Genomic DNA, 25213 nt, shown 5'->3' on the forward strand with positions numbered 1-25213 from the left:
ATGGTGATGGCTTTACTGTGGACGCCAGCAGCATCAAAGTGGATGCCAGCCGGCTGCGCGCTCACCCTAAACGGCCAACAGCTTCCTGTATCAGAACCGCACGGGCGCTCATCACGTTGATGCCGGCGATTTCGCCGACACCAGCGTGTTCAGTTTAGACAACTCCCCTTCCTCAGGGATTAGTGCTCGAGAGGTGTAGGCCTGCCGTCGTTCGATCCAGCGCCGCAGAGCCAGAAGCAAAGCGCTGACAAAACCATACATGACCGTGACAATAAACGCCGATTGCAGCAGTGATTGTGGGGCGAAGCTGGATATTTGCTGGGACCGGCGCAACAGCTCTTCATAGGGAATGATGTACCCCAGGGACGTATCCTGGACAATCGCCAGAACGCCACTGATCAATGCTGGCAACATGAGTTTCAGCGCCTGTGGCAATACAATCCACATCATCGCCTGGTGTTCGCGCATGCCGATCGATAACGCCGCTTCGTTCTGCCCGCGCCCCAAAGAAAGGATACCGGCACGAACAATCTCTGCCGCCATCGCACTGTGGTGCAGCACCATGCCGAAAATCAGATAACCCAGGGCTGACCAGTTCAACCCGATCGAGGGCAACAGGATGACGGTAAACAGAATCAACAAAAGCAGCGGTACCGCGCGAAAACAACCGATATAGCTGGCAGCCAAGGTGCGCAACCAGAGCCTGGACGATAACCGCGCAAGCGCCAGAGGCAACGCCAGACTGAAGGCCAATACCATGCTGATCACTGCGGCCAGCAAAGTTGCCACCAGGCCGTCAAACAGAAAGCGCAGTGTTCCCGGATGCAGGAAGATTTCCCATCGCTTGGCATCGAACTGACCACTGGCATCGAGCCGATGACCCACCGCCATCAGGCAACCCAACAGCAGTAACACGCCGATTACCGAAATCAGCCGGTTACGCCTTCTGGCAATCGGACCAGGCGGTTCGTAAAGCAAGTTGTCAGCGCTCATCGCAACACCGCCATTTTTTGCTCCAGAAAGCGAAAGAACCAACCGGCTGGCAGGGTCAGCAGAAAATAGGCACCCATGGCGCCGAGGAAGGTCGGCACGGCCAGGGCTGTGTCGAAGTTGATCTTCTGCGCGGTATAGGTGATGTCCGCGACACCAATCGCAGCCCCAATGGCCGACGCCTTGATTTGAATGATGAACAGATTGCCCAAAGGTCCAACGACCGACTGCACGGCTTGTGGCAACACCACTTCGCCCAGGATCTGGTCGAAGCGCATCCCGATGCTGCGTGCGGCTTCAATCTGGCCAATCGACACAGTGTTGATACCCGCCCGCACGACTTCACAGATCCAGGCCGCGCTATACAGTCCCAGGACCAGGACCGTGGAAGTGAACAGCGAATAGATGAAGCCCAGCTTCGGCAGTCCAAAGGTGAACAGCAGCAACAGCGCCAGAAGCGGCATCATCCGCATGAGTTCTACGTAACTGCTGGCAAACCAGCGAAAGGGTGGCCATGGGCTCACCCTCATGATTGCCAGAAGCAGCCCGAGAACGATCGCAATGGCGAAGGACAGCAGGGTCAGCTCGACGCTGACCGCGATGCCCCCCAGAAAGCGTTCGATATAAGACATCAGGTTCGCCTCTGCGGAGCTCTTACTGTTCGATCACTGGCACCTGCGGTGCGCCCAGCCCGGCTTCAAGATCCTTGCCGTACATTTCTTGCCACTTGCCACTCTGGATAGCCGCCCCCAACTGATTGCTGATCCAGCTACGCCAAACCTTGTCTTCCTTGGCCACGGCGATGCCGTAGGGCTCTTCAGTGAACGGAGTGCCAACCACCCGCAGCTTGCCGGGCTGGCGAAGTGACTCACCGACCAACGTGGCGCCATCGTCGACATAGGCGTCGAAACGTTTGTCTATCAGACCCTCTACACAAGCGGAGGCATCGCTGAAAGTCACGATCTTGGCACTAGGCGCCAATGGTTTGAGATTGCGCTCTACGGTCGTCCCGCTTAGTACGCAGACAGTCTTGTTGTCGAGGTCAGCGGTTTTGTTGATCGAATGATCGTCGATTCTTACCAGAGAGTCCTGTCCGGCGAGGTAATACGGGCCCGCAAAGCCTATGACCTGCTTGCGTTCGTCGGTCACTGTCATGGTGGCGATGACCAAGTCGACGCGTTTGTTCTCGACCAGAGGAATGCGGTTTTCCGGTGTGGTGCTGACCCACTCGATGTTGTCTTCGGAGCCTGTAAGCTGTTTAGCCAGCATCCTGGCCAGATCAGCTTCGAAGCCTTCAACGTCTCCAGTCATGGGATTTCGGGACGAGAACATCAGCGTATTCAATGAGGTGCCAACAACCAGCTTTCCGCGCTGGTGAATTTTCGCCATCGTCGAATCTGCGGGGAACTGATCGACTGTGGTCGCCGACGCTAACGTGRCGAACATGCAGGAAGCCAGAAGGGAGACGCTGAATGAAACGAACCGGTTTGAGCGCATGGTTGATCTCTCTTTTTATTGTGTTTTCAGATGAGTTGATTAATGAGCCAGAATCTTGGAAAGAAACTCCCGGGCACGCTCTGAGCGGGGGGCGCTGAAGAAGGTTTCCGGTGGAGCACTCTCAACAATCCGGCCGGCGTCCATGAAAATAATCCTGTCGGCAGCGGAGCGAGCGAACCCCATTTCATGGGTGACTACTACCATGGTCATGCCTGTGCGGGCCAAATCGACCATGACCTTCAGAACCTCGTTGACCATTTCCGGATCAAGTGCCGAGGTCGGTTCATCGAACAACATCACGCTGGGCTTCATCGCCAGCGATCGAGCCAGCGCAACGCGTTGTTGTTGGCCACCCGACAGCTCCGCGGGATAAGCCTTCCCCTTGTGTGCCAGACCGACTTGTTCGAGCTGTTGCATTGCCCACGCGTCGGCGTCCTGACGTTTCATTCCAAGGACCTTTCGGGGGCCCATGGCAACATTCTGCAGCGCGCTCCGATGTGCAAACAGATTGAAACTCTGGAAAACCATGCCGACCTTGGCACGCATTTTCGCCAGTGCCCCGCCCTCTTCAGGCAGGCGTTCGCCGTGCAAAAAAATCTCACCACTGGTGATGGTTTCCAGGCGATTGATGCAGCGACACAAGGTCGATTTACCAGAGCCCGAAGGACCGATAATCACGACCACTTCACCTGGCTGAACCTCAAGATCAACATCAAACAGTACTTGCTGACTGGCAAAGAACTTATTGACCGCGCGTAGTGAGATGGCCGGGGTTTGCTGGTTTTGCGCGTGAGTCGATAGCATGGTTTCTGATCTGCGTTGGAGGTCTGATGTATGCCCTGCAGGCACCCGTACTAGACAAACTTCAATTGCACCGTAGCCTTCAACTGGCCTACCGGCGCGCCGTTGCAATTGTTCAATGCCGGATCTGCCCAGGGCGCCAACAACGGGCTTTCGCTTCCCTGCTCCAGCACTCCCAGTTGCTTGAGTACGGCAATGGTGATGGCGAACACGGCAGGGAAATCGCCATCGCTGACTTTCACCGCCACACCCAACCCTCGACTACGGATACCTACCGTCTGCACACCATCGGCACCGGTTTTCGCGACCCAGTCGCCATTTGATGCAAGCGTGATCCCCAGATCGGATCGGCCGGTACCGGAGACCATTTGCGGATTGCGCCGCATGGCGTCAAACAGACGTTGCAATACCGCGCTGAGGCTGGCGTCGGAACCGGCATCACCGCTGGCCAGTCGCGCCCACAGCAACGCAAGTCGTGACAGAGGCATCCCGAGGTTTGGCGCGTTACAGCCATCAGTGCCCGCCCAAAACTGATTTTCCGGAACACCGCTCAGCGATGCGACGACACGCTGGATGTCACGTTGCAAGGGATGGTCCGGTGCCAGGTAGGAATCACTGGCTAACCCGTGAAGGCGGCAATAGGCAAGAAACCCGGTGTGCTTCCCGGAGCAGTTGTGGTGGCGTTGATCGAAGTGGAAGCCGGCCGGCGGCAGATTGCCCGCGCTATAGAAGTCCGGTAAATGGCAGCCGCACCCCAGGTCAGTCACTTCGTGCCGGATTTTCGCCAACATGCTGCTCACGGCATTCACGTGCGATGCTTCCCCGGAGTGACTGGCACACATGACGGCGACTTGATCATCGGAGAACCCAAAGTGTTCGACACCGCCATCACGCACGAAAGGAACGGCCTGGAACGGTTTGAGCGTTGAACGGGAAAACATCATCGCTCCCGGATCGCCCGCATAGGCCAACAAAGCCCCTTCGGTATCAACAACAGCTACTGATCCCCAGTGAATCCGCTCCACATGCTGGTTTCGAGTAGCAACAGCCAATGGAACATGTGCAGGAAAATCCATAATGATCTCGATACTCCAATGAGCTCCGGAGATGAACGATTCTCTCGTGTGAATACGTTCCCGGAAGTTATGAACGGTGTGCGCACTTCAATCGAAATGAGTCTATATACTGGCGAAAATGGATGGAACATCGTCCGATAGAATTCGGTTTTGCAACCAGCGCAAAGGCAACTCTGAAAATGATTAATGAAATTGCACGTATTGATCACTTGGCTGTAATGAGGGCACTGGTCAAAGTAGTGGAGTTGGGCACCTTCTCCGCGGCAGCCCGAGAACTGCATGTCTCCCCTTCGACATTGACCCGAATGATTACAACGCTGGAAAAGTCGCTGAACACAATCCTTCTTCATCGCACAACACACATCGTCGCCCTCACCGAGGCCGGGCAGATTTATCACGCCCGCGCGCTGTCGATGATTGCGGATCTTGACGACACGTTACGTGTCGTCAGTGACCTCAATCTTGCACCAAGCGGCCCGCTGAAACTGACTTCGCCCGTGGCTTTCGGCAGGCGCTTCCTTGCACCGCTGATCGCGCCTTTTTTACAGATGTACCCCGGTATCCAGATGGATTTGCGTCTGACCGACAACCACAACGATATGATCTTAGGAGGCTTTGACCTGGATATTCATGAGGGCGAGAATCATCTTGAGAACTTGATCGCCTATCCTATATCCCGCAACGATTCGCTACTGTGCGCAACGCCAGATTATCTTGCGCGCTGCGGTCATCCCCAAACACCTGCCGAACTCAGCCAGCACAATTGCCTCATCTACCTGCACCCCGACAGCGACCCGCATTGGTACTTCACCAAAGATGACGTGAAACATTCGATTTTCCCAAAAGGCAATCTTCAGTCGGACAATTCGGAATTACTGCTCGAAGCGGTTTGTGGTGGACTGGGCATTGCCGAGTTTGAAATCTGGCTGGTGCGAGACCTCCTCTTGAGTGGCGAATTACAAATTGTTCTTGCGCACTATCGTTTTGTTAACTCGCTGACAGGGAGACAGATTTATATGGCTTATCTTCCCAACAGACGCTATTCCACAAAAGTTCGAGTATTACGCGATTTTCTCGAAACCCGGCTCAAAGGCATTGGTGAACTTCCCCCTGAACTCTTTCAACACAATGAGGAATAGCGCGTCTCAATTTTTTAATCCGGCGTGATTGCCACGCCATCAAGTTCGTTCAAGCCAGGCACGGGCGATTTCTTCGCGCGTAGCAAACCAGACACCGCCGTGTTGTTTTGCGTACTCGATGAATTGCTTGATCGCCCTGACCCGCCCGGGACGGCCCACCATACGTGGGTGCAGTCCAATCGACATCATGCGTGGTCCTTCAGCCGACTCCTCATAAAGGACCTCAAAGCTTTCTTTCATGTACTCGAAAAAGTCCGATGCCTGCGAAAGCCCCGGCGAGTTCCAGTAGCGGAAATCGTTCACGTCGGCGGTGTAAGGCACCACGAGGTGACGCTTGCCCTCGACGTCGACAAAGTAGGGAACGTCGTCGTTGTAGGCATCGGAATCGTAGAGAAAACCGCCCTCCTCAGCGACCAGCCGACGGGTGTTGACGCTGGCGCCATACCGGCAATACCAGCCAACGGGACGCTTGCCGCAGGTGCGTTCGAATGACTCGATTGCCAGGCGCATGTGTTCACGCTCCTGCTCTTCAGTCAGGCGAAACACTTCCTCCCAGCGATAACCGTGACTGCAAATCTCATGGCCACCCGCGACGGCGGCGCGAGCCACATCAGGGTTCTGCTCAAAGGCCACTGCGCAAGCATGAAAAGTCGCACGAACCGATTGCTGATCGAGAATATCCAGGATTCGCCAGATCCCGACGCGAGAGCCGTACTCGTACATCGATTCCATCGCCAGATTGCGTGTGCCGTCGGGTATTGAATAGCTGCCCCATTCGGTCATGGATTCCTGGTCCGGGTCGCCCATGGCGAGCGAGCGTTCGGAACCTTCTTCGTAGTTGATCACCAGGCTGATGGCCAAACGTGCGCCATTCGGCCAGGTGCCTTGCGGGCGTTGTCTTCCGTAACCCACTAAATCGCGTGCAGGTGAAACCATCGGGATATTCTCCTGAAGTGACTGGTTAAATAAGTACGTGGTGAAAGTCGCGACTTAGCAGTCGATATCTTTCAGCCGGTCGTGGCTAAAGGTGGTGTCCGATTGCCACTCGCTGAAGGCCAGCCCCATGGCCAGGGTTTGCGCAATACAGAACGAAGCGGTGAGCGAGCGAAATCCCAGTAATTCGGCGTCATTGACCTCAATCACCGTATCGGCCATCTGCCCGATAGGGCTCAGAACACTGTCAGTGATCGCTACCAGCGTCACGCCTGCTTCCCGCGCCTGACGACACGCCTCAACGGTGTCATGGGCGTACGGTGGAAAGCTGACGGCTATCAGCAAATCATCATCGGCAATGGCGCTGACCTGCTCCGGCAACGTGCCGCCAGCACCGCTGATGTGCACGGTTCGCCGGCCCACACGACTCAACGCGTAGCTCAGATACGCCGCCACCGGAAAGGCACGGCGCATACCGATGACGAAGGTAGTGCGCGCGACTTGCAGATGGGCGATGGCGGCTTCGATATTGGCCTGCTCGCCGCCTTCGGCCAGGTGTTCCAAAGAAACGATATTGGCCTGGCTGAACTCACGCAGAATTCCGCCGACGTCACTCGGGTCCTCCAGCAACGTCTCACCGCCGTAGTGCCGAATACGCTCGCTGTGGGTGTCGGCAGCCTGTTGCAACGGTGCGCGGAAAAGCCGCTGCAAATCCTTGAAACCTGCAAAGCCAAGCGCCTGAGCCAGCCGAATATAAGCGGAAGGCGCGATGCTAGAGCGCTTACCCAGTTCGGCTACCGTATTGAGTGCGATTTCATGCGGGTTGTCGATCAGGAATCGGGCAGCATCGCGCAGACGACCGGTCAGTTGTTCGTGCTGGGCCGCTATACAGTCACGCAGCTCTGCAAGGGTTTCAGGTAAGGCCATAATGAAGGCTCGTAAAATTAGAGGTGTGTACGCCCGTCAACGCAACGCATTGATTGCTTGATCCAGCGCAGTGATGAGGCGGTCGACTTCTTCCAGCGTGTTGTAATGCGCCAACGACACCCGCACTACCCCGCCAAACTGGTCAAGCCCAAGGGCTTCGATAAGTCGCCGTGCATAGAAGTCACCAAAACGAATGCCGATCCGATGCTCATCGACCCTACGCACAACAGCCTCTGACTGAACGCCCTCAACCACGAAACTGATCGTTGGCACTCGATTGCTGGTATTCGCTTTGCCAATGATCCGAACGCCCTCGCGCTGGCGCAAAAATGCCAGCAGACGCTCGGCGAGCAAATCCTCCTGCACCTCGAAGGCATCGAACGCAGCCTGCATGCACTTGCGCTCGCTACCTTGCGCGCCAAGCCGGGTGCTGATGTCGAGCAAATAGTCGGTAATGCCGATGCAACCGAATGACAACTCGTAGTTGACGTTGCCCGGTTGCAATTTGTAAGGCACCACATCCTGACCGATAAAGAAGTGGTTAAGACTCGGCAATTCCAGCAACAGATAGCGGCGTCCCCAGAGTACGGCAAAGTGCGGGCCGAACGTTTTATAGAAGCTATAGACGTAGAAATCGGCGCCGCTGGCCTGAACATCCACCAGACGGTGTGGTGCATAAGCGACGGCGTCCACGCACAGCTTGGCGCCCACCGCATGGACACGCCGCGCAACCTCGGCGACTGGATTGACCGAGCCGAGAATATTCGAGGTGTGGGTCATGGCCACATAACGGGTTTTGCCATTGAGCAAGACCTGCAGGTCATCCAGCTCCAGCTCACAGCTGTCGCGGTTGACCTGCCATACGCGCAAGGTCGCGCCACGGTCTTCGCAAAGCTTGACCCATGGGCCGATGTTGGCCTCGTGATCGCAATTGGTGACGATGATTTCATCGCCCTGGACAATTGACGGTGCGATGGCGCGACACAGTATTTGCAGCAAGTGGGTGGTCGAGCCGCCCATGATGACTTCTTCGGGATGCTCGGCGTTGATCAACTGCATGACAGAGTGACGTGCCTGCATCACTCGCTCGCCAGCGTCGACGGAAGGTTGATAGGAAGCGCCCAGTTGCACGCTGCTGTTGAGCAGGTAATCAGTGACCCGGTCAGCGACGGCACTCAGCACCATCGAACCACCGGCGTTATCCATGTAGGCGTATCCACCGGCCAGACCTGGAAATTGCTTGCGAACGTAATCGATATCGAGAGGATTCACTCTACTTTCTCCAGCCTGATTCAGTGGTGCAAGATAGCCTGCAGGAACGCTTGCGTGCGGGGTTCCTGAGGTGCGGTAAAAAAGGGTTCCGGGATGTTCTGCTCAACAATGCGTCCGCTTTCCATGAAGATCACCCGATCGGCGACCCGACGGGCAAAGCCCATTTCATGAGTGACCACGACCATCGTGACGCCGGACCGAGCAAGGTTTTGCATGACATCGAGTACCTCGCCAACCATTTCCGGATCCAGCGCGGAAGTCGGTTCGTCGAACAGAATCGCGCGAGGTTCCATGGCCATGGTGCGGGCGATGGCAACCCGTTGTTGCTGGCCGCCGGACAATTGGCTCGGGTATTTGTGGGCGTGATCGCCCATGCCGACCTTCACTAATAGTTCCTTGGCTCTGGCATGCGCATCACGCCGACTCAGGCCGCGCACCCGGATCGGCGCCAACGACACATTGTCGAGAACAGTGAGGTGCGGATAGAGGTTGAAGCTCTGAAACACCATACCTACTTCACTACGGATGGCGCTCAGTCGCGGACCGTTTTCAACCCGCTCGCCCCCCACGCGAATATCGCCCTGCTGGTAGTCTTCAAGCAGATTGATGCAGCGAATCAAGGTCGATTTCCCCGAACCGGACGGGCCAAGAATGACCACCACTTCACCCTCTTCAACCTGCAAATTGATATTGCTTAACGCCTTGAAGCTGCCGTAGTACTTGTCGAGATTTTCGATGTCGATCAACGTACTCATGCGGTTTTTCCTCCAGAGGCGTTACGACGCTCAACCCAGCTGACCATTTGTACCAGCGGCAACAGCAGCAACAGATACAGCAAGGCAGCCCCTACCAGCGGTGTCGGGTTAGCAGCCAGTGCCTGCGCCTGGGTTGCCTGCTTCAGCAAGTCAGGCATGGCGACGACTGAAGCGAGCGCCGTGTCTTTCATCACGTTGATGCAATTGCTGGTCATGGGTGGCATCACGATGCGGATGGCCTGTGGCAACACGACGTCGCGCATGGTGTTGAAAAAACTCATGCCCTGAGAAGCCGAAGCTTCGAACTGACCACGGGGAATGGCTTCGATGCCCGAACGAAAAATCTCTGCGCTGTAAGCGCATGAGACCAGCGAGAGCGCACTGGCAGCGGCCGCAAAAGACGACAGTCGAATGCCGACAAAAGGCAGCGCGTAATAGATGAGTACCAGTAAAACCAGCAGTGGAATAGAGCGCATGATATCGATGTAGATACGTGCAAGCGCTCGAACAGGTGCGTAGGAGTACAACCGCAGCAATGCCAGCAAAAGCCCGCCCACCAGGCCCAGGGCAATGCTCACCACCCCAAGCAAAATGGTCACGCCCAAACCGCGCATCATCAGCGGAAGCGAATCGACGAGCACGTTCCAGTTGAAGAATGTCTGCAAAAGATCCATGGGATACCTCGGTCAATACAAGTGGCGAACAGGCGTCGCCACTTACATGCATCAGCAGCAGGGCTTACTTGAGGACGGCGGTCACTTTCAGGGTGCTCGAGTCTTTATCGGCTTCAGCGCCGAACCACTCTTTGTGGATTTTCCCTAAGGTGCCGTCTTCTTTCATCTTGCTGATGATGTCGTTGACCTGATCGCTCATCGCCCAGCCTTTGGCGTGCATCAGCGAGTAGCGTTCACCGGTGGGAATACGCGCCACGATGGAATATTGCGGTTTGTCCTTGATGTAGTAGAGCACCGCAGGAATGTCGCTGACGTAGCCATCGATTCGTCCGGAAGCCAGATCGAGCATGGCCGGCGATAGCCCTTCATAGCGCGAGACATCGGCGAACTTGTACTCGTCCTTGTGTTGGCCGATCCACATGTCGCCGGTAGAGCCAGTGTCGACACCAACCACTTTGTCGTTCATGTCGGCCAGGCTTTTGACCTTGGAAGTGGTCAGTGCGGTGAGCGACTGGTCGCTGTCGAAGTAAGGCTGCGCAAAGGCTACCGACTCCAGACGTTTCGGAGTGATAGTGATTGATGAGATAGCGATTTCAACACGTTTGGATTGCACGGCACTGAACAGGCCGTTGAAGGGAATATTGACGAACTCGACGCTTTTTCCGGCGCGTTTGGCCACTTCTTTTACAACATCGACTTCGAAGCCGACAAATTCACCTTTGGCGTCCTGAAACTCCCAGGGCACGTTGCCAACGTTAGCACCTACGGTCCAGTCAGCGGACCAGGCTGGTAGAGAAACTGCGGCCGTCATGAACAATCCCAACATCACTTTCGTTTTCATGTTTGCTCCCGATTGTTTGTTTTTTTAGGTGCTAACAGCGGTTGATCTCGTACAACGTGGGACCGAGAGTAAATCAATGAATTATTTATTTCAACACCACTTGTCCGTGAATTTTTTACTCCGTAGCCATCTTTAGTTTTCCTTAAGCGTCACGTCCAAAGGGCTGGTTACGGTCAGAACCGACCAAGGTGGCCGCGCGCAGCAGACTTCGCGGCAGGCAGAAAACGGCAAATTGCGGTCGCTCAACTGCTTCACCCTCGCTTAAGGACTAGCCGAGTGATATACCGCGGTTGGGTCTAATGCATGACAAAAAACAGGCAGTCTCATGATGCGATTCTCAATTTATAGCGGATTGGTTTTGGTGGGCTACTCGGCGCTCGATTACGGAGATCCCCCGATGGGCGTTGCTTTCGGCCAATTCGAACCTGCCGATGAGTACGCAGCTATCCAGAACCAGTGCTCCACGAACCATCACGACCAGACCGTTCTGGATCTTTCTGTTCAGACCGAAGCGGGTCTGGTCATTCCATGTGCGGGTTTGGCCATCCTGGATTACTCCGAAGAGCTCCCGCCGCCGTGCATCGAAGTGAACATTTTCGGCATTCCACATCCGCTCTATGGCGAGCTGTTTCCTAAGCAGGTCACCCTGTATGAGCGTCAATTCAGCTAATCGGAATGTCCCGCCGATGTCCGCTTTGGGTCGTTCTGCCGGTCGTAACCATGAAACATGGCGACTGTCTGCACATGTCAGAAACTGCCGAGATTCAGCCCGCGTGTCCAACCACCACTCGACCAGCCTCCCCTAAAAGCATGTCAGACATTTCCTCGATTTCTGGAAGGCGTTCACGCGTTTAACGGCGTCTGTTTAAAGACATCCGAAGTTACTTCCCGAAGGCTACAAAACCTTGCGCCGTTACCTACGGCTAAGCCAGAATCCGCCGGCTTGTGCGTCGATGGCTCGGGTTTTATCGTTTCCCGGTCGCTGAAAAACAGCGATCGGGTTTGGTAGCCCGTCTTTCACATGTCGCATAACGTCACCTTTTACAGATGCTTTTTCGGCATTCGTTTTTATGGTGGCCATGCGCAGGGCGCCCTCGGGCGCGCCGGATTTTCCATGTGGGCCGGTCTACCAACCTTCGTATGGCCACCACCTTTCGTTTGGTAGCGAAGGTGATGGCTCCGATAATCCCATATGGAGTTTCATCTATGTTCAAGGTAACGCCCAATCCACCAGACACCGAATCGCTAGACACCGATTCACCCGACACCGACCCAGCCTCCCCCTACTCATCCCTCGATTCCAAAAAACTCCACGCCGCCGCCGAGCGTGCCCTCGATTTCTACCTCAACCCGGCGGCACTCATGAACGACACCCCACGCAAACCCAGCACCATTTATATGATTGCCCCGGATGTCGACCATGAAACCCTGCTGGTTCAAACCTGCGAGAACCTGGCATCGGCCAGTGTCATGGCCAGCAACGTGGCGGCGTTGTTAGACGGCACCCACCGCAGTACCGTGCTGGCGCTGCAGCAGGTCATCATGCTGGGGGAATTGGCGGTGAATCGAATGCTCGATAACTTCGTTCCGCCCAAGTAAGCACTCGCGCGTTAGCGAGGGGCTTGCCCTCCTCGCTAACGCGCGGATTTGTATCAATCTGTAGATTCTGCCGTGATCTTACACAGCGATACACAACGGCCGGTTCACGACACACAGGCACTACATGAGGGTGTAACAGTCGCCACGTCGCCAGGAGGTCCATGACCCTGCGACCTGAACGATGAAGCCATCAAACCCTCAGCAGGAACCTGCCATGATCAATCAAATCGAGACTGTGCTTTACACCGGCAAGACCCATACCATTGGCGGCCGCGACGGTCAGTCCAAGAGTTCGGATGGACGCCTGGACATTAAGCTGTCCCCGCCCGGTTCGTCTGGCAGCGGCACCAATCCGGAACAACTGCTGGCAGCGGGTTGGTCGGCCTGTTTCATCGGTGCGATGGGTAAGGCGGCAGTCGCGCTGAAGGTGACCCTGCCGAGCAACGTGGCCGTGGATACCGAGATCGACCTGGGCAAAACCGAGAACGCGTTTTTCCTCCAGGCACGTCTGAATGTCAGCCTGCCAGGCCTGGACCCAGCCGTCGCTCGTGCGGTGGTGGACGCGGCCCACCAGACCTGCCCGTATTCCAAGGCAACCCGCGGCAACATCGATGTCGAGATCAATCTGATTTGATCGCAACCCCTCGGCCAGCCTGCCTTTGGTGGCAGGTTGTGCCGATATTAGCTTTCCATCCTGTGACGCTTTTCCCAGGATGAAATCGGTCTAAAAAGCGCCCTTTACACAGCAGATGCTTTGCTATGCTCACTTATGTAGGTGAAGACGCAGACTGATGCGCAAGCGGATAGCAAGGAGACGTGGGGCACGTCCCGAAGGGTACACGGTTAGAAAGATCTCCGCGCTGAGATCCAGCCCTTACGCCGTGTGAAGCAGAAGTACATAACACTGTTCTGTCAGAGTCCTGATAAACCTTGTAAGCCAGAAACCAGCACTGGCCACCTACTCGAATTCCAAGCCCGCCTCGTGCGGGCTTTTTCGTTTCCGCCATTTACAAAACACCGTCCTCTCCACACCTGCGCACCACTCGTCGCCGAGGCCCCCTTCTCCCCCTTGACACTCATTGGGGTCTGTAGGATTATTATTACATCGCATACGACATAACCGCATGCGACCAACAATCAAACTGTAGAGGATTCACCCCATGAGCAAAATCGAAAAAGTCCTGGCCTCCGGCAAAACCCACACCACCTTGAGCGCTGTTGGTTTTACCTCGCGCGGTCATAACGGCAACCTCGATATCCAGCTGTCAYCGCCAGGCAGCACCGCGCCTGCACACGTGTTCGAAGCCACCCAGCCGCACCCAAAAGCCGAGCAACTGTTCGCCGGTGCATGGTCGGCCTGCTACATCGCTGCTGTCGGCCTCGCCGCCAAGCAAAACAAAGTCGAACTGCCGTCCGACGTGTCGGTGGATATCGAAGTCGACCTCGGTCAAACCGGTAACGCCTACTTCCTGCAAGCCCGCCTGACACTGCGCGCACCCGGTCTGGATCACGCTGTTGCGACCAAACTGGCCCATGAAGCGGACCAGATCTGCCCGTATTCGAAAGCGACTCGCGGCAACATCGACGTGGCCATCAACGTCCTCACGGCTTGAAGATCGGCCTTATAAACGCCCCATATATATCGCATGCGACCAACACGCATGCGAAACAAACCGAACACATTCAAGAGAATCCTCATGAGCAAAATTGAAAAAGTCCTGGTCACCGGCAAAACCCACACCACCGCCAGCAGCACCGGCCACACGTCGCGCGGCCATAACGGCAGCCTCGACATTGCACTCTCGTCGCCCGGCAACACCGCACCTGTACACGTGTTCGCCGCGACCCAGCCGCACCCGACCGCCGAGCAACTGTTCGCCGGCGCATGGTCGGCCTGCTACACCGCCGCTGTCGGGCTGGTGGCCAATGACATGAACGTGGTGCTGCCAGGGGATTTGTCCGTCGACATCGAAGTCGATGTCGGTCAGACCGGTCAGGACTATTTCCTCCAGGCGCGATTGACGCTGCGCGTGCCTGGCCTTGCGGACGACATTGCACGGACACTGGCGCACACTGCCGATCAAATCTGCCCGTATTCCAAAGCAACGCGCGGCAACATTGATGTGGACCTCAAGGTCCTGACGGCGTAAGAACCTGATCCAACTGGCTACTACTGAGGAGTGAGCACGATGACCACGCAAACCGAAACCGCCATCCTGGCCGGCGGCTGCTTCTGGGGCATGCAGGACCTGATCAGAAAAATACCCGGCATCCTGTCTACCCGCGTGGGCTACTCGGGCGGTGATGTGGCCAATGCCACTTACCGCAACCACGGCACCCATGCGGAAGCGATCGAGATTGTCTTCAATCCGCAGGTGATCAGCTATCGCCAGATCCTGGAGTTTTTCTTCCAGATTCACGATCCCTCGACGACGAATCGTCAGGGCAACGATGTTGGGCTCAGCTACCGTTCGGCGATCTTCTATCTCAGTGAGGAGCAACGCGACGTCGCCGAAGACACTGCGGCCGACGTCGATGCCTCAGGTCTGTGGCCTGGCAAAGTGGTGACGGAGATCGTTCCCGCTGGTCCGTTCTGGCAAGCCGAGCCGGAGCATCAGGATTACCTTGAAAAAGTGCCCAATGGTTACACCTGCCATTTCATTCGGCCGAACTGGAAACTGCCTAAACGTGCACTCTGAATCAATGACTTGGGTCCCGGCAACGGGACCCAACGTTCATCAGGTATTGGTCTTCAACTTGGTCCACAACCGGATACTCAACCGTGCAATGGCAGCCGGTAGTTCTTCTACGGTGAACAGTTTATCCAGCACACTTTTTGGCGGGTAAATCGCCAGGTCCTGCTTCACGGCCGGCACGACGTACGCATCAGCCGCACTGTTAGGGTTGGCGTAATGGATGCTGTTGCTGATGTTGGCAATCACTTGCGGCGTCAGCAGGTAGTTCATGTAGGTGTAGCCGTTCTTCTCGTGAGGCGCGCTCTTGGGCATGACCACCATGTCGAACCACAGCGTCGAACCTTCGTCGGGAATCGAGTAAGCGATGTCGATGCCGTTGTTGGCTTCCTTGGCACTCGCGGCGGCTTGCACAACGTCGCCATTGAACCCGATCACCGCGCAGACATTGCCGTTAGCCAGGTCGCTGATGTACTTGGAGGCATGGAAGTACTGCACGTAGGGCCTGATTTTGAATAACGCCTGCTCGGCTTTTTTGTAGTCCGCCGGTTCGTGACTGTGCGGTGGCAGGCCGAGGTAATTGAGGGTGATTGGCAGGACTTGCGTCGGGTTATCGATAATCGCCACCCCACATGCACTCAACTTTTTGATGTTGTCTTCATCAAAAAACATTTTCCAGGAGTGGGTGATGTCGGTGTTGCCGAAGATCGCCTTGATCTTCTCGACGTTGTAGCCAATACCCGCCGTGCCCCACATGTACGGATAGCCGTACTGGTTGCCCGGGTCGTTGACCTCGAGTTTTTTCATCAACGCCGGATCGAGGTTCTTCCAGTTGGGCAGCTGGCTCTTGTCGAGCTTCTGGATCGCCCCGGCCTTGATCAAGCGGGAGAGAAAGTGGTTCGACGGGCTGACTACGTCATAACCGGTGTTGCCGGTCATCAACTTCGATTCCAGGACTTCGTTGCTGTCGTGAATATCGTAAGTGGCCTTGATCCCGGTTTCCTTGGTGAAGTTGACCAGGGTGTCATCGGCAATGTAGCCATTCCAGTTGGAAATGTTGACCTGTTCTTCGGCATAGCTGACTGCCGACACCGTCGAGAGCAAGACCATCAGGGAAATCGTGTTAACGCGCATGTTCAATCACCTTTTTGTTCTTTTGTGATAACCGGGTTTCTAGAATTCTGTCTTTGCCCGAATGGCCTCTACGCGCATCCGAAGCATGGCACCGATGTCGAGCAACGGTCGCGGCGGCAGCCAGCCCGGCTGTGCGCGCTGCATCACCGAATCGAGCATTGGCGAGTCAATGCCTGAGGCCAGTTCCGCGAGCAACCGCCCCCACAACGTGCCGCGCGCCACGCCGGAACCGTTGCAGCCGGCCACGGCGTACACGCCCTCTTGCACCTGCGAAAAATACGGCTGCCCGGAGCGCGAGGCGCTCAGGTGTCCGGTCCAGGTGTATTGGATGTCTTGCTCGCCCAGCCAAGGGAAACGCCGTTGCAAGCCGAGCACATGGTGCTGGCGACGGATCGACAGTTCGCTGGCGGACAAATCCCGGGAACGGTATTCCGCGGTGTTGCGGATCATGACTCGACGATCAGGAGTCAGCCGTACCGTGGCGCCGAGCGGCCGGGTCGACAAAACGCCCCACGGTTCCACGCTGCCCATGTTGCGAAACTCTTCGTCGCTTAATGGTCGTGTGAGACTGGCGCTGAGTTCCATGGCAAAGGTTCCGCTGCCCTGAATACCGGCGCGAGGCACGAAGGCGTTCAGGCACACCAGCACTTGCTTCGCCTCGATGCTGCCCTCGATGCCGTTGGCCCGCAGACGCCCTTTTGCCAGGCGCTCAAGACCGGTGATGTCGGTGTTTTCGTAGACGGTCACACGTTCCGGCAGCGCATCGAGCAAGCCTTGCACGTATTTGGCCGGTTGCAGCAGCGCATTGCCCTTGCCGCACCAGATTGCGGCGCGGTAATGCCCGGTGCCGAGTTTCTGCGCCAGTTGTTCACCTTCCAGATACTGCGCAGTTGCCCCGAGTGCCCGCAGCGTTTGCAACTTGGCCTCGACGTCGGTCAATTTGCGGGCATCGCTGACGGCAAAGTAGTAGCCCGAATCGCGAAACTCACACTGGATGCCGTGACGCAGAATCATCGCGTGCACTTCGGCATTGGCCGCACGTGAAATGGTGGTGTCCACCTCAAACCCGGCGAACCCGGGGCTGTCGATCAACTCATCGGTGCCCGGGTGTTCATGGGCCACCACAAAACCGGAATTGCGCGCCGAAGCACCTTGCGCAGCGCGCTGGCGGTCGACCACCACGATGCGCGCCTGAGGGTGCAATTGCGCGAGGGCGTGGGCGGCGCTCAAGCCGGTAATGCCGCCGCCGATCACCAGCCAATTGGCTGTTTGCGGCCCTTTCAGACGATCACGTACTGGAGCGCTTTGAGCTTGCGCGATCCAGCCACATTCATTTTTCATGCGTCACCTGCCTAGACTCTTATTCCCGGCCTGCTCATGCGTGAATCGCATAGGCGATAAGTGATGGCAGCCGTCAGGGCTAGAATCTATTAGGTCTTCGGTGATACAACCAACGTTATAAAATCATTGAGCCATTCTGAAAACGCATGGATAAAATTCGCCACGTGCCCAACCTGCAGGCCTTGCAGGCGCTGGTGGAAGTCGCTGATGCCGGTAGCTTCACGCAAGCCGCGAACACGCTCTGCCTGACCCAAAGCGCCGTCAGCCGACAAATCCAGCAACTGGAGAGTCACTTCGGCGTGCCGCTGTTTGTGCGCAGCAGCCGCAGCCTTCGACTGACGCCGGAGGGCGAACTGGTGCTGACCAGCGCGCGCAGTATCCTTGAGCAACTGAAAACCCTCGAAGACCGCCTCTCCCCGCAAAAACGCCCGTTCCGTATCCGCATGCATGTTTCACTGGCGGTACGCTGGTTGTTGCCGAAACTGAGCGACTTCTATCGAAATCACCCGGACGTTTCCCTGTCGATCGAGACCGTGGCGACCGAAATTGTCGAGCCGGCCAGCGACAGCGATGCCTACATCCTCTACCTGCCCGAGCCGTCCAGCGATCCTGCGTGCCTGACCCTGTTCGAAGAAGCGCTGATTCCGGTGTGCGCCCCCGGCCTTGCCAGCGCTACCCGGCCGCTGGCGTCGATGGACGACCTGAGCGGGTTTGCCCTGCTGCATCGTTCGGCCGACAAACAAGCGTGGATCGATTGGCTGGCGGCCAATGGCGGCAAGTCGCTGGAGGACTATCGGCACATTCCCTTCAACCTCGACGAGTTGGCGCTGGATGCTGCGGCACGGGGTCTGGGCGTGGCGATGACCGACATGACCCTGGCCCAGGAATCGATCGAGCGTGGTGTGCTCGTCGTCCCGTTCGGCGCCCCGTTGAAGACCCGAGGGCTGTATTCGTTGTGCCTGCAACCCTCGGCGGCGTCCCATCCGGCGTGCGCGCTGATCATGCAGTGGTTTGCCGGGCAGGCCGAGGGGCTGGTGAGTGCCAACAAGCCCTTCTGACCCACAGGGTTATGGGGTGGTTTCAAGTTTGTTGCTGTACCACCCCACGTTCTTCCAGCAAACGCACAAACATGGTCAGGCTCTGCGACACCGTGCCCCGGCGCCATACCAGCCAGGTGCGCAAATAGCGGAAAGACTCCGACAGCGGCCAGATACTCACCGTGGTGCAACCCGGCATGCTTTCGAGCATGCTGCGCGGCATCAGCGCCAGGCCCGCACCGGCGCTGACGCACGCGAGCATGCCGTGATAGGACTCCATTTCGAAGATCTTGCCCGGCACCGCCGCGTCCTTGGTGAACCAGCTTTCGAAGTGGTGCCGGTACGAGCAATTGGAGCGGAAGGCGTAGATGTTTTCGCCGTTCACATCCTGCGCGCGATAAATCGGTGAATGGTGGAGCGGCGCGATCAGCACCATCTCTTCTTCAAACGCCGGTACGCCTTCCAGTGCCGGGTGCAACACCGGCCCATCGACAAACGCGGCGGCCAGCCGGCCCGACAGCACCCCATCGATCATGGTCCCCGAGGGGCCGGTGGACAGGTCCAGTTCAACCTTGGCGTGTTTCTGGTTATAGGCCGCCAGCAGCTCGGGAATGCGCACCGCCGCCGTACTTTCCAGTGAACCCAAGGGGAATGAACCTTGTGGTTCTTCGCCTGCCACGGTGGCGCGGGCTTCCTGGACCAGGTCGAGGATGCGCCGGGCATAGTCGAGAAAACTCCAGCCGGCCGGCGACAAACGCAGGCGGCTTTTCTCGCGGATAAACAGGTCCACGCCCAGGTCCTGCTCCAACTGCTTGATCCGCGTCGTCAGGTTGGAGGGCACTCGGTGGATGTGCTGCGCGGCGACGCTGATGCTGCCGTGCTCGGCAACGGCCTTGAAAATTTCCAACTGAACCAGATCCAAGTCATTCTCCAAACGTGAACGTTATGCTCAGTATTATTCAGTTTCCAGAAATTTAACACCACCGTAACCTGCGCACATTCCCACCTAGCAGGACGGTGCCATGACGCAAGTTTCCAGCCTTACCCACGCCATTTCGATCAACCCGCTCAACGGCGAACAGATCGGCCACTACCCTTTTGAATCCGACTCGGCACTGCAAGCGGCTCTGGCACGGGCGGCTGGCGGGTTCCGCGTCTGGCGCAAAACTGCTGTTGAGCAACGCTCGCAGTTGTTGATCGCCCTGGCCAAGGCCCTGCGCGACAGCGCCGATAAAATGGCCAGCATGATTACCCTGGAAATGGGCAAGCCAATCACCCAGGCGCGCGGTGAAATCGAAAAGTGCGCACAACTGTGCGAGTGGTACGCCGAACACGGCCCGGCCATGCTCAACGCCGAAACGACGCTGGTTGAAGGCGGCAAAGCACGCATCGAATACCGCCCGCTCGGGCCGATTCTGGCCGTGATGCCGTGGAACTTCCCGATCTGGCAGGTGCTGCGCGGCGCCGTTCCGACCCTGATCGCCGGCAACACCTACGTGCTCAAGCATGCGCCCAACGTGATGGGCAGCGCTTACTTGCTGCTGGAAGCCTTCAAGACTGCCGGTTTCCCGGAAGGTGTTTTCGAAGTGCTGAACGTCACGCCAGAAGGCGTTTCCACGGCGATTGCCGATCCTCGCATCGCCGCCGTGACCCTCACCGGTAGCGTACGCGCCGGCATGGCCATCGGCGCTCAGGCAGGCGCAGCGTTGAAGAAATGCGTGCTGGAACTGGGCGGTTCCGACCCCTTCATCGTGCTCAACGATGCCGACCTCGATGAAGCGGTCAAAGCCGCCGTGATCGGTCGCTACCAGAACACCGGGCAAGTCTGCGCGGCGGCCAAGCGCTTGATCGTCGAGCAAGGCGTTGTCGAGGCGTTCACCAGCAAGTTCGTCGAAGCCACGCGCAAGCTGGTGGTTGGCGATCCATTGCTCACCAGCACCTACATCGGCCCGATGGCCCGTTTTGATCTGCGTGATGAACTGGATCAACAAGTGCGCGCCACCCTGGAAGAAGGCGCGACATTGCTGCTGGGCGGCAAGAAGGCCGAAGGCCCGGGTAACTTCTACGAGCCGACGGTGTTCGCCAACGTCACCGATCAGATGACGTCATTCAAACAGGAGTTGTTTGGCCCGGTGGCGTCGATCATCACCGCGCGCGATGCAGCACACGCACTGGAACTGGCCAATGACAGCGAGTTCGGCCTGGCGGCAACCATTTTCACGGGCAACGTCGAACTCGCCCAACAGATGTCCGGCGAACTGGAAACCGGTGGCGTATTCATCAATGGCTACAGCGCTTCCGACCCGCGCGTGACCTTCGGTGGCGTGAAGAAAAGCGGGTTTGGCCGCGAGCTCTCGCATTTCGGCGTACGCGAGTTCTGTAATGCGCAGACGGTGTGGCTGGATCGCCGCTGAGTGCACGCAGTGCCTGGTTTCCCAGGCACTGCTTTTTTATTCGTTGAAATAATAGAGCTTGTTCACAATCATCCAGCGCTCATTGATTTTCAGTAACGACAGATAATCCGTGAAGCGCATGCCGGCGTAGTCATCGATCACTTTGACGGCGGCGGCATCCCCTGTGATATCGACGCTTTTTGTGTCCCAATACGGCTCAATCCCTTTGGCCGCAGGCCCCTCAGCCTTGATCGCGCTGATAAAGTCATCCAGCGATGCCCACTCCAGCTCTCCATGGTAATGACCGATGATGCGACAAGCGGGATGAAACGCATGCCGTAGCAGTACTTCGTCGGCGAAAACCATGCCCTCTACATAATTGCGAACCACAACGCTGATGTGTTCTCTATCCAGCGATTGAACAGTCATGTCATACCTCCAGCCTTCTCGTCCTCGCGTTGCCGGTGGAATTGATCGATCCAACCTGAAAAGTCTAGCACCGCATTTCGAACCGCCGCGCACGACGACTATGCTGGTAAAGATCACTCCCCCGCAGGAGCCCGAATATGCTGACGCTTTATTACCATCCGCTGTCGTCGTACTGCCATAAGGTGCTAATCGCGCTCTATGAACACGCTATCGATTTCGAGGGACGGCTCATTGATCTGGGCAACGCCGGCGAGAAAGCACAGTTGCTGGCGCTCTGGCCACTGGGCAAATTCCCAGTCATCTGCGACCACGCAGGCCAGCGTAACGTGGCTGAGTCCACGATTATCATCGAGTACCTGGATCGGTATTTTGCTGGGCACCACCTGCTGATTCCCGCCGACTGGGACACTGCGCTGGAGGTGCGCCAGTGGGACCGTGTCTGCGATAACTACCTGCAGACACCGCTGCAACAGATTGTTCTCGATCGCATTCTCGCAACTGAGGGTGACCTGACCCGACAGCGCTCCACACTTCAGACCGTGTACGGCATGCTCGACCGGCAACTGGAGAATCGCACCTGGCTGGCCAGCCCGGAGTTCAGCCTGGCCGATTGCGCGGCGGCCCCGGCGCTTTTTTATGCCAGTACGCTTGAGCCGTTCCCTGATGATCACACTCACCTGAACGCTTATTTTGATCGGCTGATGAACAGACCGTCCGTGCAACGGGTGATCGACGAAGCGCGGCCGTACTTTTCACTCTTTCCGTTTGCGCAGGACATCCCGCAGCGGTTTCGCCAGCGCACCTAACCCACGATATCGATCAATTGCTCGCGCTGTGCGCCGGTGAGCATCGGCCCGAAACCGGCACCGGCGTTGTCCGCCATGTAACGCGGATTACCGGTGCCGGGGATCACACAGGTCACCGCCGAATGTGACAACAAGAACTTCAATGCCAGTTGCGCCCAACTGGTCACCCCCACTTGTGCGGCCCACCCGGGTAACGGCTTGCCCTTCAATCGCTCGAGTAAACCGCCGCCCCCGAAGGGCCGGTTGCAGATCACCGCCACGCCTCGTTCGCGGCACAGCGGCAGGATGCGTTTTTCGACAGTGCGATCATCCAGTGCGTAATTGATCTGCAAAAAATCCAGCGGCTCGGCCTTGAGCAGCGCTTCTACTTCTTCATAGGCCGACGCCGTGTAATGGGTGATGCCGATGTAGCGAATGCGCCCTTGTTCCTTCCATTGACGCAAGGTCGGCAAATGGGTTTGCCAGTCCAGCAGGTTGTGGATCTGCATCAGGTCGATGCGGTCGGTTTGCAGCAGTTTGAAAGACCGCTCCATTTGCGCGATGCCTTCTTCGCGTCCCTGAGTCCACACCTTGGTGGCCAGAAAGGCCGGCGAGCGAGGTTCGTGAATAGACAGCAACTCACCGGTGGTCTGTTCGGCGCGGCCATACATGGGCGAACTGTCGATGACCGTCCCGCCTTTTTTGAACAACGCACTGAGCACCTCTGGCAGTTGTTTATAGGCGGGGCTGGCCGGCTCGACATCGAAGCCGCGATAGGTGCCTAGCCCGACAATGGGCAATAGCTCGGCGCTGGAGGGGATGGCGCGGGTCAGCATGGTCTTGCCTCCTGTGTCCGTCGACGGTGCAGATGCGGCCAAGGCCCGATCGAAGGTGAGCACCGCCGAAGCGCCGGCAGCCAGCGTGAGTAATTGTCGACGCGTGTATCCATCAGTGCCGCTCATCGTATTGCCCGTCCGGCGCCATCCCGTTTGCCCTGGTCGCCCGGGGCGTGGCCAGACCCGGCGCGCCCTGCTGCCAGTGGACTAGACTCTGACACCGATCACCTGTCCGCGGTTTTCTGCCCCAGAGCCGTCCATGCCGTCCACTAAAGTTAGTCGAATGTTTCGAACCCTGGCGCTTCTCGTCGTCATCATTGCCGCGTTGTACCTGGCGCTGTGTGCGGCGTTGTTCGTATTTCAGCGCGCCTTGATCTACTTCCCGCAGCCGGCCGCCCTCGAAACGCCCGCCTCGCTACTGACGCTGACCGTCGACGACGCGCACATTCAGGTGTCTGTTCGCCCGCATGCCGGCCCGAAGGCGTTGATCTACTTGGGTGGCAATGCCGAGGATGTATCACGCAATTTGCCGGCGTTTTCTCAGGCGTTCCCCGAGCACGCGCTGTACTTGATGCACTATCGAGGGTTTGGCGGCAGCACGGGGTCGCCGTCCGAAGAAGCCCTCGCGCGCGATGCCCTGACGTTGTTTGACAGGGTCTACGACAGCCATCCACAGATCGCAATTGTAGGGCGCAGCCTCGGCTCAGGCGTTGCCGTGCGCCTGGCCAGCCAGCGCCCGGCCTCGCGGCTGATTTTGATTACGCCTTACAACAGCCTCGAAGGCCTGGCGGCACAACGGTTTCGCTGGTTTCCGGTGCGGTGGCTGCTCAAGGATCGATTTGAATCATGGCGATACGCGGCCCACATCACGGTGCCGACGCTGATGATCGAGGCCGAGCACGACGAGGTTATTCCTCGCACAAGTACCGAGCGGCTCTACCGCCATTTCGCGCCCGGCGTGGCCACGCTGAAGGTGATCCCGGGCGTCGGCCATAACTCGATTTCCGACAGTCCCGACTACCTGAAGCTCATGGGCGTTGGATTATGAAAAATAGCGCGCTCATAGACAGCATCGATCAGCCGGTCACAGAGAGTGATTGGACTCGCCGCCCTCAAGCTCTTAGCCTGCGCGCGACGCGATACACCTGAAGGCAGAACACGATGATCGTCAGACCCAAACCGAACTTCATCAATATCCTGAGCGCCACCAAGGGCTCCATCGCCAAACGGATTGCCTTGCGCAGCCTGATGGTGATGCTGCTGGCGTCAGTCATCGTGCTCGTCGAGACGTGGCACCCCAGCTACTTTTCCAAAGTCAGCGCAACGCCGTTCACCCTGCTGGGCCTGTCGCTGTCGATCTTCATGAGTTTTCGCAACAACGCCTGTTATGACCGCTGGTATGAAGGCCGCAAAGCCTGGGGCGATGTGATGGTCGCGATTCGTTCGATGATTCGTGAAACCGCGATCATCAAGGACGCCAATACGCGCAACGCCCTGTTGAGTCAGCTGTGCGGGTTCGCCCACGCGCTCAACGCAAAACTTCGCCAGGAAAACGAACAGGAGGCGAGTGCCCGCTGGCTCGAGCCGATCCCCAATGACCACTCGCCCGACTTCACCGGGAGCATTTTGCTGAACGTCGCGCAGCAGTGTTCGGCACTCAGCGAGTCAGAGGTGATCAACGAATGGCGCTACACGATCATGGCCAGCCACTTGGCGCACCTGACCCAGGCGCAAGCCGCCTGCGAGCGGATCAAACACACGCCGCTGCCGTTTGCCTACACCTTGTTGCTGCACCGAACCAGCTACCTCTTCTGCTTCCTGCTGCCCTTCGCAATGGCCGAGCCGCTGGGCTGGATGACCCCGATTTTCACGGCGATTGTCAGCTACACCTTTTTCGGTCTGGACGCGATTGGCGATGAACTGGAGGACCCGTTTGGTCGCGACGAAAACGATCTGCCCCTCGACGCGATCGTGCGCACCATCGAGCGCGAAACTCTCACCGCCATGGGGCAAACACAACTGCCTCCGGTGCTGGCGCCGGTGGACTTTATGTTGAGCTGA

At 57.5% G+C, this 25213-nt stretch carries 28 protein-coding genes; 12 read left to right on the forward strand and 16 right to left on the reverse strand.

The features are described from left to right. Positions 1–111 precede the first annotated feature (111 nt). The 5 genes from AC1D2P_RS01365 to AC1D2P_RS01385 are packed head-to-tail and all read right to left on the reverse strand — an operon-like array spanning position 112 to position 4364. Positions 112–993 carry an amino acid ABC transporter permease gene (locus tag AC1D2P_RS01365; protein ID WP_109786219.1) on the reverse strand — a complete coding sequence of 294 codons (882 nt, stop codon included), beginning with the start codon at positions 991–993 and terminating at the stop codon, positions 112–114. Beyond that, positions 990–1622 carry an amino acid ABC transporter permease gene (locus AC1D2P_RS01370; RefSeq protein WP_223525108.1) on the reverse strand — a complete coding sequence of 211 codons (633 nt, stop codon included), beginning with the start codon at positions 1620–1622 and terminating at the stop codon, positions 990–992. Before AC1D2P_RS01370 ends, AC1D2P_RS01365 begins: the two co-directional genes overlap by 4 nt. A gap of 22 nt (positions 1623–1644) precedes the next feature. Next, on the reverse strand, positions 1645–2487 hold the full coding sequence (locus tag AC1D2P_RS01375) for a glutamate ABC transporter substrate-binding protein (RefSeq protein WP_477811288.1): 843 nt from the start codon (positions 2485–2487) through the stop codon (positions 1645–1647). A gap of 39 nt (positions 2488–2526) precedes the next feature. Then, positions 2527–3291, reverse strand: coding sequence for an amino acid ABC transporter ATP-binding protein (locus AC1D2P_RS01380; protein WP_109786222.1), 765 nt, complete (start codon positions 3289–3291; stop codon positions 2527–2529). Between the two features lie 50 nt (positions 3292–3341). Further along, positions 3342–4364 (reverse strand): asparaginase, encoded by a 1023-nt coding sequence (locus AC1D2P_RS01385; RefSeq protein ID WP_109786223.1) that lies wholly within the window; start codon positions 4362–4364, stop codon positions 3342–3344. Positions 4365–4486: 122 nt separating this feature from the next. Between AC1D2P_RS01385 and AC1D2P_RS01390 the strand changes: the two genes are divergently transcribed. Next, the gene (locus AC1D2P_RS01390) at positions 4487–5503 is read left to right on the forward strand and encodes a LysR family transcriptional regulator (RefSeq protein WP_223525106.1); all 1017 of its coding nucleotides are present in this window, start codon (positions 4487–4489) and stop codon (positions 5501–5503) included. Positions 5504–5542: 39 nt separating this feature from the next. Here the strand turns inward: AC1D2P_RS01390 and AC1D2P_RS01395 are convergent, their stop codons facing one another. The 6 genes from AC1D2P_RS01395 to AC1D2P_RS01420 form a co-directional block, all read right to left on the reverse strand. After that, a complete protein-coding gene (locus AC1D2P_RS01395) occupies positions 5543–6439 on the reverse strand; it encodes an allantoinase PuuE (protein WP_477757847.1) in 897 nt (298 codons plus the stop codon). Positions 6440–6493: 54 nt separating this feature from the next. Continuing rightward, complete coding sequence (locus AC1D2P_RS01400) at positions 6494–7363, reverse strand: MurR/RpiR family transcriptional regulator (protein WP_223525104.1); 870 nt, start codon at positions 7361–7363, stop codon at positions 6494–6496. A 36-nt stretch (positions 7364–7399) separates the two neighbouring features. Further along, on the reverse strand, positions 7400–8635 hold the full coding sequence (locus AC1D2P_RS01405) for a cysteine desulfurase-like protein (RefSeq protein ID WP_109786225.1): 1236 nt from the start codon (positions 8633–8635) through the stop codon (positions 7400–7402). Positions 8636–8655: 20 nt separating this feature from the next. Continuing rightward, on the reverse strand, positions 8656–9390 hold the full coding sequence (locus tag AC1D2P_RS01410; protein ID WP_109786226.1) for an amino acid ABC transporter ATP-binding protein: 735 nt from the start codon (positions 9388–9390) through the stop codon (positions 8656–8658). Further along, positions 9387–10064, reverse strand: coding sequence for an amino acid ABC transporter permease (locus AC1D2P_RS01415; protein ID WP_027923846.1), 678 nt, complete (start codon positions 10062–10064; stop codon positions 9387–9389). Before AC1D2P_RS01415 ends, AC1D2P_RS01410 begins: the two co-directional genes overlap by 4 nt. Before the next feature lie 64 nt (positions 10065–10128). Further along, on the reverse strand, positions 10129–10905 hold the full coding sequence (locus AC1D2P_RS01420; protein WP_109786227.1) for a transporter substrate-binding domain-containing protein: 777 nt from the start codon (positions 10903–10905) through the stop codon (positions 10129–10131). Positions 10906–11302: 397 nt separating this feature from the next. Between AC1D2P_RS01420 and AC1D2P_RS01425 the strand changes: the two genes are divergently transcribed. From AC1D2P_RS01425 to msrA, 6 genes are all read left to right on the forward strand, one after another. After that, positions 11303–11575, forward strand: coding sequence for a hypothetical protein (locus AC1D2P_RS01425; RefSeq protein WP_109786228.1), 273 nt, complete (start codon positions 11303–11305; stop codon positions 11573–11575). 536 nt (positions 11576–12111) lie between these two features. Next, complete coding sequence (locus tag AC1D2P_RS01430; protein WP_477757848.1) at positions 12112–12504, forward strand: DUF6124 family protein; 393 nt, start codon at positions 12112–12114, stop codon at positions 12502–12504. A 214-nt stretch (positions 12505–12718) separates the two neighbouring features. Further along, the gene (locus AC1D2P_RS01435) at positions 12719–13138 is read left to right on the forward strand and encodes an organic hydroperoxide resistance protein (RefSeq protein WP_077431970.1); all 420 of its coding nucleotides are present in this window, start codon (positions 12719–12721) and stop codon (positions 13136–13138) included. Between the two features lie 526 nt (positions 13139–13664). Beyond that, positions 13665–14117, forward strand: a complete 453-nt coding sequence (locus AC1D2P_RS01440; protein ID WP_477811289.1) for an Ohr family peroxiredoxin — start codon at positions 13665–13667, stop codon at positions 14115–14117. An 84-nt stretch (positions 14118–14201) separates the two neighbouring features. Beyond that, entirely contained in the window at positions 14202–14654 is a 453-nt protein-coding gene (locus tag AC1D2P_RS01445) for an Ohr family peroxiredoxin (RefSeq protein WP_477757849.1), read from the forward strand. 39 nt (positions 14655–14693) lie between these two features. Further along, positions 14694–15203 carry a peptide-methionine (S)-S-oxide reductase MsrA gene (gene msrA, locus AC1D2P_RS01450; RefSeq protein WP_477757850.1) on the forward strand — a complete coding sequence of 170 codons (510 nt, stop codon included), beginning with the start codon at positions 14694–14696 and terminating at the stop codon, positions 15201–15203. A gap of 39 nt (positions 15204–15242) precedes the next feature. Here msrA and AC1D2P_RS01455 read toward each other — a convergent pair whose 3' ends face one another. Further along, complete coding sequence (locus tag AC1D2P_RS01455) at positions 15243–16331, reverse strand: polyamine ABC transporter substrate-binding protein (protein ID WP_477757851.1); 1089 nt, start codon at positions 16329–16331, stop codon at positions 15243–15245. 39 nt (positions 16332–16370) lie between these two features. Next, positions 16371–17672 (reverse strand): NAD(P)/FAD-dependent oxidoreductase, encoded by a 1302-nt coding sequence (locus tag AC1D2P_RS01460; RefSeq protein ID WP_258666141.1) that lies wholly within the window; start codon positions 17670–17672, stop codon positions 16371–16373. Positions 17673–17818: 146 nt separating this feature from the next. Between AC1D2P_RS01460 and AC1D2P_RS01465 the strand changes: the two genes are divergently transcribed. Then, entirely contained in the window at positions 17819–18730 is a 912-nt protein-coding gene (locus AC1D2P_RS01465) for a LysR family transcriptional regulator (RefSeq protein ID WP_077431966.1), read from the forward strand. 22 nt (positions 18731–18752) lie between these two features. Here the strand turns inward: AC1D2P_RS01465 and ptrR are convergent, their stop codons facing one another. After that, positions 18753–19631: a putrescine utilization regulator PtrR gene (gene ptrR / locus AC1D2P_RS01470; RefSeq protein ID WP_046030266.1), complete on the reverse strand. Its 879-nt coding sequence runs from the start codon at positions 19629–19631 to the stop codon at positions 18753–18755. Positions 19632–19731: 100 nt separating this feature from the next. Here ptrR and AC1D2P_RS01475 point away from each other — a divergent pair, with 100 nt between their 5' ends. Then, positions 19732–21123: an aldehyde dehydrogenase family protein gene (locus AC1D2P_RS01475; protein WP_109786234.1), complete on the forward strand. Its 1392-nt coding sequence runs from the start codon at positions 19732–19734 to the stop codon at positions 21121–21123. A 36-nt stretch (positions 21124–21159) separates the two neighbouring features. On the opposite strand, the gene AC1D2P_RS01480 is transcribed toward AC1D2P_RS01475, so the two are convergent. Next, positions 21160–21531, reverse strand: coding sequence for a nuclear transport factor 2 family protein (locus tag AC1D2P_RS01480; RefSeq protein ID WP_109786235.1), 372 nt, complete (start codon positions 21529–21531; stop codon positions 21160–21162). A gap of 137 nt (positions 21532–21668) precedes the next feature. Here AC1D2P_RS01480 and AC1D2P_RS01485 point away from each other — a divergent pair, with 137 nt between their 5' ends. After that, a complete protein-coding gene (locus tag AC1D2P_RS01485) occupies positions 21669–22337 on the forward strand; it encodes a glutathione S-transferase family protein (protein WP_258666146.1) in 669 nt (222 codons plus the stop codon). On the opposite strand, the gene AC1D2P_RS01490 is transcribed toward AC1D2P_RS01485, so the two are convergent. Further along, positions 22334–23278, reverse strand: a complete 945-nt coding sequence (locus tag AC1D2P_RS01490; RefSeq protein ID WP_477757852.1) for an aldo/keto reductase — start codon at positions 23276–23278, stop codon at positions 22334–22336. The two genes, AC1D2P_RS01485 and AC1D2P_RS01490, sit on opposite strands and share 4 nt — an antisense overlap. A gap of 133 nt (positions 23279–23411) precedes the next feature. On the opposite strand from AC1D2P_RS01490, the gene AC1D2P_RS01495 reads away from it, so the two are divergent. Beyond that, complete coding sequence (locus tag AC1D2P_RS01495; protein ID WP_477757853.1) at positions 23412–24200, forward strand: alpha/beta hydrolase; 789 nt, start codon at positions 23412–23414, stop codon at positions 24198–24200. A 113-nt stretch (positions 24201–24313) separates the two neighbouring features. Further along, a complete protein-coding gene (locus AC1D2P_RS01500; RefSeq protein ID WP_477757854.1) occupies positions 24314–25213 on the forward strand; it encodes a bestrophin family protein in 900 nt (299 codons plus the stop codon).

It is taken from the genome of Pseudomonas sp. P1_F1_2, from assembly GCF_056405815.1.